Origin of the sequence: Streptomyces sp. MB09-01 (genome assembly GCF_033794505.1) — a bacterium.
Taxonomy (GTDB): Bacteria; Actinomycetota; Actinomycetes; order Streptomycetales; family Streptomycetaceae; genus Streptomyces.
In genome coordinates this window covers 1-10,255 of the sequence record NZ_JARAYQ010000278.1, presented here as the reverse complement: position 1 = coordinate 10,255, position 10,255 = coordinate 1, and the positions used below count along the sequence as shown (strand labels likewise).

Genomic DNA, 10,255 nt, shown 5'->3' with positions numbered 1-10,255 from the left:
GTTTCTTTATGTTTTTTATTTTTTTTTTTTAATGTTCCGGGTCTCACCGGAAACAAACGCTATTAAGTCGTCGTCAGGTGTAGGTGGGGTTAATGGAGCGAGCCAGCACTCCTCCAGGAGCGTGCGGCCCCCCTCGGCCGCACGGCCGAGCAGCATGGCGTGGGCCGTGTCGGCGGATACACCCGCCTGGGCCATCAGGACGCCCTTGGCCCGCTCGACGACGGCCGTGGTCGCGGCGGCGCCTTCGAGGTCCACGACCTCCGATCGCAGCCTGGCCACCACCTTGGCGAGCGCCAGCACCTCGGGTCCGGCGCCCTCGCCCCCGGGCGCGGCATCGCCCTTCATTCCTTGAGCATCCCACGGCCGTACCCGGCGTGCGCCCAGGTGGGGCGAGCCCTCGCGGCAGCCCGCGGCGCCGGAGTGGCGACGCGGTCGCCGCCGCCCTTGCTTGAGGGGCGTTCGAGGGGGCAGGCGCCAGGGATGCCGGCATCGGAAGAACCAAGGAATTCCGGCCCGAATTGCGGAGTGGCTGCCGCCGAAGCATGGTGGGCAGCACCCCTCCAGGAAGGAAACCCCTCATGAGCAAGGCAAAGGGCAAGGCCAAGCAGGTCAAGGGCAAGATCAAGGAAAGCGCCGGTGGTGCCATGGACGACAAGGGCATGCAGGCGGAGGGCACTGCCGAGCAGATGAGCGGCAAGGCCGAGGAAATGACGGCGAAGACCTCGGAGAAGATGGAGAAGATGAAGAAGGGCACGGGCAGGTCCTGACCTCGCCTCCCGGCCCGATGAATGAAGCACCGAAAGCGGGGCAATCGAGTCCGCGCGGGGCAAGGCTGCCGCCGCGTACGACATCGAAGAGGGAGGAGCGGCGGGGAAATCCTGGCCGTCCCCTGCCCGCCGGAGGAGTTGTTTTCGCGTGACCGAGCATGTGTGGAGTTACAGGCCGACCGCGGGCCACCTGGCCGGTGCCGATCTGACCGGGTACAAGGTCGAGGCGATCGACGGCGACATCGGCAAGGTCGACAAGCACTCCTACGAGGTCGGCGACGCCTACCTCGTCGTCGACACCGGTGTGTGGATCTTCGGCAAGGAGGTCCTGCTCCCGGCGAGCACCGTGATCCGGATCGATGCGGCCGAGAAGAAGGTCTACGTCAACGGCACCAAGGAACAGATCAAGAACGCCCCGGAATTCCACCGGGACAAGCACCTCGGTGACGTCGACTACCGCGAGGCCCTCGGCACGTACTACTACTCCGCCGGTGGCCCCCTCGGCCGCCGCCCCGTCTGACCCGGCGCCGGAATGGGCCCGAACTCGACGAGTTCGGGCCCATTTTCATGCCGGCCGTCCGTTCGTGCACGAGGTTCGAGGGTAGACGCGATCCGAGACGCAACGGCGGTCCGATCGTTCCGCCGAATTCCCAACGTGAGAACGAGGGGCATCATGATTCTCGTCGGACTTATTCTCCTGATCGTGGGATTCCTGACCGGAATTTCCATCCTCTGGACCATCGGGGTCATCCTGCTCGTGGTGGGGGCGGTGCTGTGGATCCTGGGTTCGGTCGGGCACGCGGTCGGCGGCCGGCGCCACTACTGGTAGCCGCCCGGCCCCGCGCCGGACGCGGGGAGCGGCCGGCGGGGGCGGTCCGCGGACGGAGCCGCCGGCCTTCGCACAACACAGCAACTGAGCACGTCTACGGTCGGGGTGAGGCGACAGTGAACACGACGGGAGCAGCCACCGGCGATCCTCGGCGTGCGGGAGTGCCGGTCACGGGCCAGTGCCGCCGTCTCGCCCTGCGCAGCGTGCGGGGGGCGGTCGGCAAGGGCCGCGACTTCACCCGCAGGACGCTGCGGGACTGGGGATGGGACCGCTGCGAGAGCTCCGAGGACGCCCTGCTCGTCGTGTCCGAACTGGTGGCCAACGCCTCCCTGCACGCGAGTGGTTGCCACGAGCTCGTACTGACCGCCGGTGAGACGCTGCGCATCGACGTGCTCGACGGCACGAGGACGCTGCCGCGCCCGCGGGCCGTGGCGCGGCCGGGCGTCCCCGGCGGCCACGGCCTCCACATCGTGCAGCGGCTCTCCGACCGGTGGGGCTCCTACGCCCATGACACGGGCAAGGTCGTCTGGGCCGAGTTCGAGTCCGCGCGGCTGGCCGCGCCCGGGAGCGCCGTGGCGGACCGTCAGCGGCCCACGCGTACGGGGCCGTTGACCGGGCAGACGCCCTCGTATGACTCGGAGTGACGCGCGACACGGTGAGCAGTCGGAGGAAGCGGCCGTCCCCACCACCGGGAGGGGACGCCGTCCGGCACACCCGGCCGTCCGGGCGCTGGCCATGGTGGCGGCCTTCGCCGGCACCGTCCTGTTCAGCGTGGTCCTGGCCCGGCTGACGCTGGAACCCTCCGCCGCCTCGGCGGACCTCGTGCACAGCAACGTCCGCCCCGGCCGTTCGATCAGGGCCTACCTGGAAGGGACTTCGACGATCGAGGCGGTGCGCCAGCTGGGCGGGAACCTGCTGCTCGGCCTGCCCTTCGGTGTGCTCCTGCCCGTCCTGCTGCCCCCGGCCCGGGGGCTGTTGCGGGTCGCCGCCGTGACGGTCTGCCTGATGACGCTGGTGGAGCTCACTCAAGGTGCCCTCGTCACGGGACGCGTCTTCGACATCGACGACGTCATCCTCAACACGGCCGGGGCCCTCCTCGGGTACCTGCTGATCGGCCGGCGGCTGGGGCGGGCCGTGCACCCGCGCCGCAGGCACTGGTGGCACCGCTGGACCCACCCCCGTCGGCCCGGCCGCTCCAAGGCCCCCGAAGCCCCGTGACCCGTCACGCGTGACGTGTGCTCCGTGTCCCGTCACGTGTGCCCCGTGTCCCAGGACGCGCGCCCGGTGCCTCGTGACTCGTGAGTACTGCACACCCCATCGGTGACATCGGTGACTGTCGCCACGTCCGCCGGGCGTGACACCTTCGGTTTGCCGCCGACCGAGGGAGCAGGTGTGAACAAGGGGTACGCCGCCTTCTGCGACACCGACCGCTGGTTCTACGACGCGCCGTACCGGCGGGCCGGTCAGAACTACCCGGCGGCCGACGCCCCCGTCCCGGCGGGGTGGCGATCGCACCGCAGCGGCGACTGGCTCGCGCTGCGTCCCGCCGACGCCGAACTGCCCTCACAGGGCTGGAAGATCCACATATCGGCCACGCTCGACAACGCCGAGTCGCTGCTGACGACCGTGTACGAATACTGCACCGCCCGGCGCATCGCCTTCAAGTTCATACCGAGCCGCTACCTGCTGCACCTGCGCAACGCCAAGTACGCCGACCGCGCGGCGAGCGGGAAGTTCATCACCGTGTACCCGTCCGACGAGCAGCAGTGCCGCCGGATCGCGGAGGACCTCGACGCCGCACTGGCGGGGGCCGCAGGCCCCTACATCCTCAGCGATCTGCGCTGGGGCGCCGGCCCCGTCCACCTGCGCTACGGCAGCTTCACCCTGCGGCACTGCTACACCGAGCAGGGCGAACTGGTCCCGGCGATCGAGGCCCCCGGCGGGCGGCTCGTACCGGACCCGCGCGGGCCGGCCTTCCAGCCGCCCGAGTGGCTCGAACTGCCCGGCTTCCTCGAGCCGCACCTCGAAGCGCGGTCCGCGGTCACCCTGACCGGCATCCCCTTCACGGTCGAGAAGGCCCTGCACTTCTCCAACGGCGGCGGCGTCTACCTCGGCAAGGACAGCCGCACCGGCGAGAGCGTGGTCCTCAAGGAGGCCCGGCCGTACGCCGGCCTCGCCGCCGACGGCGCCGACGCCGTGACCCGGCTGCACCGCGAACAGGCCGCACTGGAACGGCTGGCGGGCCTGGAGTGCGTCCCGTCGGTCCGCGGCGCGTTCACGGTCGGCGACCACCACTTCCTGGTGCTGGAACACCTCCCCGGCAAACCGCTCAACACCTACTTCGCCCGCCGTCACCCGCTCATCGAGGCGGATCCCGACCCGGCCGAGCTCGCCTCCTACACCGAGTGGGCGCTCACGATCCACCGGCGGGTCACGGAGGCCGTCGACGCCGTGCACGCCCGCGGCGTGGTCTTCAACGACCTCCACCTCTTCAACATCATGGTGGCGGAGGACGAGAGCGGCGAACCCACCGTCGCCCTCCTGGACTTCGAAGCCGCCGCGCACGTCGACGAGGGACTGCGGCAGACCGTGGCCAACCCCGCCTTCGTCGCCCCGGCCGGGCGGCGCGGGTTCTCCGTCGACCGCTACGCCCTCGCCTGCCTGCGGCTCGCCCTGTTCCTCCCGTTGACCAGCCTGCTCGTCCTGGACCGGGCCAAGGCCGCACATCTGGCCGCCGTCGCCGCCGAGCAGTTCCCCGTACCGCGCTCGTTCCTCGACGAGGCCGTCGAGGAGATCCTGTCCGGCGTCCCGCAGGACACACCGGGCGGCCGCCCGCCCGCACCGGACGGGCCGTACCTGCCCGTCGAGCCGGGCGACTGGCCGGCCGCCCGTACGTCGATGACCGCGGCGCTGCGCGCGAGCGCCACCCCGGAGCGCGAGGACCGCCTCCTCCCGGGAGACATCGCCCAGTTCGCGGCCGCCGGGGGAGGCGTCGGATTCGGCTACGGGGTCGCGGGCGTGCTCCACGCCCTCGCCGAGACCGGCGCCGGACCCTGGCCCGAGGCCGAGGAATGGCTGCTCGACCGGACCGGCGAACCCGTCTCCGGCACTCCGCTGGGCTTCTACGACGGCCTGGCCGGCACGGCCTGGACGCTGCACCGGCTCGGACACCACGACCGCGCCCTCGGCCTCGTCGACCTGCTGCTGCAGCAGCCGTGGGAGAGCGCGGGCCCCGACCTGCACAGCGGACTCGCCGGCATAGGCCTGGCCCTGGACGCGCTCGGCACCGCCAGCGGCGAGAGCGAACTGCACACCGCCGCCCTGCGCTGCGCCGAACTGGTCGTCCGGCCGGAGCGGCGGCCCCGACGCGCGGGACTGCTGTACGGCAACTCCGGCGCGGCCCTGCTCCTCGTACGGCTCTACGAGCGCACCGGCGACAAGGAACTGCTGATCCAGGCCGCCGAAGCGCTCCACCGCGACCTCGACCGCTGCGTCACCAGCGCCTTCGGCACCCTCCAGGTGAACGAGGGCTGGCGCACGATGCCGTACCTCGGCGAGGGCAGTGTCGGCATCGGCATGGTGCTCGACGACTGGCTGGAGCACGGCCCGGACGAGCGCTTCGAACAGGCCCGGCGCGAGATCGTACGGGCGGCGCAGGCGACCTTCTACGCCCAGCCCGGGCTGCTGCGCGGCGCCGCCGGGATGATCCTCCACCTGGCGCGGACCACCACACCGGGCCCGGGCACCGGGGCCGGCGCCATCGCCCGCCAGATCGAGGCACTGGCCCGGCACGCCGTGCCGTACCAGGGGCACCTGGCCTTCCCGGGCGAGCAGATGATGCGGCTGTCCATGGACCTCGCCACGGGCACGGCCGGCGCTCTCCTCGCCCTCGGCAGCGCCGCGCCCGGCGGGCGCGCGCACCTGCCGTTCCTCCCGCCGCTGCGCGAGCGCGCGGCGGCCCCCAAGCCGGTCCCACCCGGGGCCGTGACCCATCGCACCACCTGAGAGAAGAAGAGGAATACGACATGACGCTTCTTGACCTGCAGTCGATGGAGACCCCGAAGGACGAGACCACCGAGGCCGCGCTGACGGGCGGCGGCAGCCGGGCCAGCCTGCTGCTCTGCGGCGACAGCAGCCTGAGCCTCACGACCTGTAACTGACCCAGGTCACCTCGGGCCCGGGCGGTTCGCCGCCCGGGCCCGCACCACATTCCTGGAGGCATTCGCCGATGAGCCCCCCTGACGAGGCGCTCGACACGGCGCAGGAGCCGGCCGTGGGCCGCAGCGCCGACCGGGCGCTCGTGGCAGCGGCCCGGCACAGTGGCGGGCGCACCGCCGCCGTCCTCGGATGCGCGGTGGCGGCCGCCGCGGCAGCTCTCGCCGAACCCGCCGTCCTCGGCCGCACCCTCGACCTGCTGCTCCGCCGAGACCCGTCGGGCCCCGTCTGGACGCTCTTGTGCGCCGCGGTCATCGCGGCCGAAGTGCTGCTGGACGCCGCCGCGGCGCGGCTGACCGGCGAGGTGGACGGCCGTTCCACCGCCCGGCTGCGCAGGCTCGGGCTCGCCGGGCTGCTGCGGACGGCCCCGCACCACGCGGCCCGCCACGCGCCCGGCGAAACCGCAGCGCGGCTGACCGCACACGCCACCGAGGCCGGGAAGGTCCCGGCCGCCGCCGCGCACGCCGTCGCCGCACTGCTGCCGCCGGTCGGCGCGGTGGTCGCACTCTTCGTCATCGACGTGTGGACGGCGCTCGCCTTCCTCACGGGCGTTCCGATGCTGGTGCTCCTGCTGCGCGCCTTCGCCCGCGACACGCGTACCAGCATCGCCCGCTACCAGCAGGTCCAGCTCGCGACCGCCGGCCGCCTCGTCGAGGCACTGGCGGGGGCGCGCACGATCGCCGCCGCCGGCACCGCGGACCGCGAACGCGCGCGGATCCTCGCGCAGTTGCCCGAGCTCTCCGCCCAGGGCAGGCGCATGTGGCAGGTCTTCGGAGGCACGACGGCCGGGTCCGCCGCCCTCATGCCGATGCTCCTGTACGTGGTCCTCGCCGTCGGCGGCGTCCGCCTGTCGGCCGGGGCCATCGGCGTCGGTGAACTCCTCGCCGCCCTCCGGTACGCCGGCCTCGCGGCCGGTGTCGGCGCCGTGACCGGCGGGCTGGCGGCCGTGGTCCGCGGCCGGGCCGCCGCCCGGCGCACCGCCGCCCTCCTGGAACTGCCCGTACTCGACCACGGCCGGGCGGAACCGCCGCAAGACGGCCCCGGCACCCTGGAACTGCGCGGGGTCCGGGTGGTGCGCGCAGGCACGGCGGTCCTGGACGACATCAGCCTGGTGGTCCCCGGCGGCTCCACGGTGGCGGTGGTGGGCAGGTCAGGCGCCGGCAAGACGCTCTTCGCGGCCGTGGCCGGCCGGCTCACCGACCCCGACGCGGGCGAGGTGCTCCTGGACGGCGTACCCCTGCGGGAGCTGACCGCCGAAGCGCTGCACCGCGAGGTCGGGCACGCCTTCGACCGGCCCGTGCTGTTCGGGGACACGGTCGGCGACGCGATCGGGTTCGGCGCCGGTCCGGCCCCCGGCCCGGAAGCGGTCCGCGTCGCGGCCCTCGCCGCGGGCGCCGACCCGTTCGTACGGCGCCTGCCCCACGGGTACGGCACGCGCCTCGCCGACGCCCCGATGTCCGGCGGTGAGGTCCAACGCCTCGGCCTGGCCAGGGCGTTCTGCCACGCGGGCCGGCTCCTCGTGCTGGACGACGCCACCTCCAGCCTCGACACCGTCACGGCCCGCGAGGTCGAGCGGGCCCTCGCCCACCGGATCCGGCCCGGCACCCGGATCGTGGTCGCGCACCGCCTCTCGTCCGCCGTCCGCGCCGACCTCGTCGTATGGCTGGAGGACGGGCGGATGCGGGGGGTGGGCACCCATGGCGAGCTGTGGCGGCACGAGCCCGCCTACCGGGCCGTGTTCGCCGCCGACGGGACGGCCGGCGCGGGAGGGGAGACGGCGACGGAACCGGAAACGACACCGGAGGCGGCGACGGAGGGGGCCAGGTGACCGAGGGCGAGGCCTGGGGCCGCGTGGCGCCCGAAGGCCGGCGGTTCCTGCACGGCCGCAAGGGCGCGGTGGGGCGGCTCGCGGCATGGTCGCTCCTCGAGTCCGCGCACACGTTCCTCGGCGGCTACGGCGTGGCCCGCGCCCTCGACGACGGCTTCCTCGCAGGCCGCACCGGCACCGGTCTCGCCTGGCTGGCCGCCGCCGGAGCCGGAGCCCTGCTCGGCGGGTTCGCCCTGCGCGGTGTGTTCGCCGGGCTCGCGGACCTCGTGGAGCCGCTGCGGGACGGCCTCGTTCGCCGGGCGGTGCGGCAGGCACTGGACCGGGCGGTCGCCGACCCGGTGCGCGCTTCCGACACGGGCGCGGTGTCCCGGCTCACCCAGCAGACGGAAATGGCCCGGGACTCCTTCGCGGGGCTGGTCCTGACGGTGCGTTCGTTCGTGTTCACCGCCGTGGGCGTCCTCGCGGGCATGGCCGCCCTGGCTCCGGTGCTGCTGCTGGTGGTGCTGCCCCCGCTGCTGCTGGGCGTGGCCGCCTTCCTGGCCACGCTCCGCCCCATGGCGGCCGCGCAACGCCGGTCCCTGGACACCGACGAGGCCCTGGCGGACCGCGTGGGGGTGCTGGGGGAGGGCCTGCGGGACGTCGTCGCCTGCGGTGGACAGGACGCGGCACGAGCCCGGGTGGAGCCGCTGATCGCCGCACAGGAGCGGCTGGCGCGGACGCTCGCGCGCTGGGCGGCCGTGCGCACCCTGGCCCTGGCCACGGCGGGCCGGCTGCCGGTGATCGCCCTGCTCGCCGCGACGCCCTGGCTGCTCGGGTACGGGATCACCGCCGGGACGCTGGCCGGCGGCCTCACGTACGTGGTGCAGGCTCTGCTGCCCGCCCTCAACTCGCTGATGACCGCACTAGGTTCCGCCGGTACCCGACTGGTGGTGGTCCTCGAAAGGTTCTGCGATCCGGCGCCGGGGGACCCGGACGGCCACCGCGCGTCGAAGCCGCGGGCGCTCGTCCCCGCCGGCGGGCGGAGCGCCGCCGCCGCCGAGCTCCGGGGCGCCACCTTCGCCTACGGACCCGGCGCGGCTCCCGTGCTCGACTCCCTCGACCTGGTGGTGCGGCCGGGGGAGCACCTCGCCGTGGTCGGGCCGAGCGGCATCGGCAAGTCGACGCTCACCGCACTGCTCGCCGGGATGCTCTCGCCCGACGCGGGGGCGGTCCTCGTCGCCGGCGCGGCCGCCCGCCGCGATCCGGCCGCCACGGGACCGGACCCGCGGCGGACCCTGCTGCCGCAGCAGGCCTACGTGTTCACCGGCACCGTGCGGGAGAACCTGACCCACCTGTCCCCGCACCCGGGCGTGCCCGGGCCCGGGGACGCCCGGGTGCGGCGCGCCGTCACCGCCCTGGGGCTGGACGGCCTGGTGGAGCGGCTGGGCGGCCTGGACGGTGAGGTGTCCCCCCGGCTGCTGTCGCGGGGGGAGTGCCAGCACCTCGCGCTCGCCGCCGCCTACCTCTCGCCGGCCCCGCTGCTGCTGCTCGACGAGGCCACCTGCCACCTGGACCCGCGGACGGAGGAGCGTGCCGAGCGGGCCCTCGCGGACCGTCCCGGCACCCTCGTCGTCGTGGCCCACCGGGTCTCGTCCGCGGCCCGCGCCGACCGGGTCCTCGTCCTCGACGGAACCCGCGCCGTGTGCGGCACGCACGATGAACTCCCGGACAGGTCGCCCCTGTACCGCGATCTGGTGGGGAGGTGGAACGGGACGGACGGGTGACGCGGCCACCGCCGCTGGTCTCCTCGCCGTGCCCGTCCGCGGCGGCCGTGGCTCAGACCCAGCCGGCCCGCCGGGAGATCCGTATCGCGTCGATGAGATTGCGCGCGCCGGTCTTGCGGGTCGCCGCGGCCATGTAGTTGCGTACCGTTCCGCTCGCCAGATGCAGCGTGCGGGCGATCTCGGCGATGGAATCGCCTTCCGCGGCCCGCGCCAGCACACTGAGTTCCCGCGGACTCAGCGGCACGGGGTCGGCCTCCATGAAGGCGGAGGCGAGTGAGGCGTCGATGAACCGTTCCCCCGCGGCGACCTTCCGGACCGCCCGTACGAGCCGGCCCGGCGAGCCGTCCTTGTCGACGTAGCCGAGGGCCTCGGCCCGGAAGGCCCGGTGCAGCGAACCGGGCGCGCCGGTCGATGCGAGGACCAGGACCGAGGACGGGGACGCGAGGACCTGGTGGTCCGCGCGTCCCCCGTCGGCCAGGACGGCCGTGGTCCCCGGACAGTCGAGGTCGACGACCGTCACGTCTGGTCGTAAGGACTCGGCCTGGCGCACTGCGGTCCGCCAGCCCGCCGACGTGACCTCGAAGCGCCCTTCCGATCTCAGCAGGGCGGCCAGTGCCGACCTGACCAGGCTGACGCTGTGCAGGACGAGGACCTTCGTCATCTGTGCTCTCCTCGGTAGACGAACCAACGGCACCACGGGTGCCCCCGAACAGGGTTGATGGAACGTCACTGCGGGGGGCGTGCAGGGGCGTACGGACAACTTGGCCGAGATACCGAGGGATTCCGTTCGCCTTAGGCGGGTAACCCCCTTGAGGAGCGGGCTATTACCACCCCGCCCGCGCCCCCGCAGTGA

11 protein-coding genes are annotated in these 10,255 nt (G+C 73.5%); 9 read left to right on the top strand and 2 right to left on the bottom strand.

Translation table 11 applies throughout. From position 1 onward, the window contains the following. Positions 1 to 15 precede the first annotated feature (15 nt). Positions 16 to 345 carry an ANTAR domain-containing protein gene (locus PV721_RS36470; protein WP_319732066.1) on the bottom strand — a complete coding sequence of 110 codons (330 nt, stop codon included), beginning with the start codon at positions 343 to 345 and terminating at the stop codon, positions 16 to 18. A 233-nt stretch (positions 346 to 578) separates the two neighbouring features. Between PV721_RS36470 and PV721_RS36465 the strand changes: the two genes are divergently transcribed. The 9 genes from PV721_RS36465 (at position 579) to PV721_RS36425 (ending at position 9,402) form a co-directional block, all read left to right on the top strand. Continuing rightward, on the top strand, positions 579 to 767 hold the full coding sequence (locus tag PV721_RS36465; protein WP_319732064.1) for a CsbD family protein: 189 nt from the start codon (positions 579 to 581) through the stop codon (positions 765 to 767). 148 nt (positions 768 to 915) lie between these two features. Next, positions 916 to 1,287 carry a PRC-barrel domain-containing protein gene (locus PV721_RS36460; protein ID WP_319732062.1) on the top strand — a complete coding sequence of 124 codons (372 nt, stop codon included), beginning with the start codon at positions 916 to 918 and terminating at the stop codon, positions 1,285 to 1,287. Between the two features lie 153 nt (positions 1,288 to 1,440). Continuing rightward, entirely contained in the window at positions 1,441 to 1,596 is a 156-nt protein-coding gene (locus PV721_RS36455; RefSeq protein ID WP_319732060.1) for a DUF6131 family protein, read from the top strand. A 116-nt stretch (positions 1,597 to 1,712) separates the two neighbouring features. Then, on the top strand, positions 1,713 to 2,240 hold the full coding sequence (locus PV721_RS36450) for an ATP-binding protein (protein ID WP_319732058.1): 528 nt from the start codon (positions 1,713 to 1,715) through the stop codon (positions 2,238 to 2,240). After that, positions 2,227 to 2,814 (top strand): VanZ family protein, encoded by a 588-nt coding sequence (locus tag PV721_RS36445; protein ID WP_319732056.1) that lies wholly within the window; start codon positions 2,227 to 2,229, stop codon positions 2,812 to 2,814. Before PV721_RS36450 ends, PV721_RS36445 begins: the two co-directional genes overlap by 14 nt. Before the next feature lie 174 nt (positions 2,815 to 2,988). Further along, complete coding sequence (lanKC, locus tag PV721_RS36440; RefSeq protein WP_319732054.1) at positions 2,989 to 5,601, top strand: class III lanthionine synthetase LanKC; 2,613 nt, start codon at positions 2,989 to 2,991, stop codon at positions 5,599 to 5,601. Positions 5,602 to 5,621: 20 nt separating this feature from the next. Next, positions 5,622 to 5,756, top strand: coding sequence for a SapB/AmfS family lanthipeptide (locus PV721_RS36435; protein WP_319732052.1), 135 nt, complete (start codon positions 5,622 to 5,624; stop codon positions 5,754 to 5,756). 68 nt (positions 5,757 to 5,824) lie between these two features. Continuing rightward, the gene (locus PV721_RS36430) at positions 5,825 to 7,639 is read left to right on the top strand and encodes an ABC transporter ATP-binding protein (RefSeq protein ID WP_319732050.1); all 1,815 of its coding nucleotides are present in this window, start codon (positions 5,825 to 5,827) and stop codon (positions 7,637 to 7,639) included. Then, positions 7,636 to 9,402, top strand: a complete 1,767-nt coding sequence (locus PV721_RS36425) for an ABC transporter ATP-binding protein (RefSeq protein ID WP_319732048.1) — start codon at positions 7,636 to 7,638, stop codon at positions 9,400 to 9,402. The genes PV721_RS36430 and PV721_RS36425 overlap by 4 nt, the downstream gene beginning before the upstream one ends. Positions 9,403 to 9,454: 52 nt before the next feature. Here the strand turns inward: PV721_RS36425 and PV721_RS36420 are convergent, their stop codons facing one another. Further along, a complete protein-coding gene (locus PV721_RS36420; RefSeq protein ID WP_319732046.1) occupies positions 9,455 to 10,063 on the bottom strand; it encodes a response regulator transcription factor in 609 nt (202 codons plus the stop codon). Between the last annotated feature and the right edge of the window lie 192 nt (positions 10,064 to 10,255).

Excerpts from the sequence above, each read along its gene's own strand:
- PV721_RS36470 (WP_319732066.1), bottom strand. The coding sequence starts at position 345 with ATGAAGGGCGATGCCGCGCCCGGGGGCGAGGGCGCCGGACCCGAGGTG.
- PV721_RS36465 (WP_319732064.1), top strand. The coding sequence starts at position 579 with ATGAGCAAGGCAAAGGGCAAGGCCAAGCAGGTCAAGGGCAAGATCAAG.
- PV721_RS36455 (WP_319732060.1), top strand. The coding sequence starts at position 1,441 with ATGATTCTCGTCGGACTTATTCTCCTGATCGTGGGATTCCTGACCGGA.
- PV721_RS36445 (WP_319732056.1), top strand. The coding sequence starts at position 2,227 with ATGACTCGGAGTGACGCGCGACACGGTGAGCAGTCGGAGGAAGCGGCC.
- PV721_RS36435 (WP_319732052.1), top strand. The coding sequence starts at position 5,622 with ATGACGCTTCTTGACCTGCAGTCGATGGAGACCCCGAAGGACGAGACC.
- PV721_RS36430 (WP_319732050.1), top strand. The coding sequence starts at position 5,825 with ATGAGCCCCCCTGACGAGGCGCTCGACACGGCGCAGGAGCCGGCCGTG.
- PV721_RS36420 (WP_319732046.1), bottom strand. The coding sequence starts at position 10,063 with ATGACGAAGGTCCTCGTCCTGCACAGCGTCAGCCTGGTCAGGTCGGCA.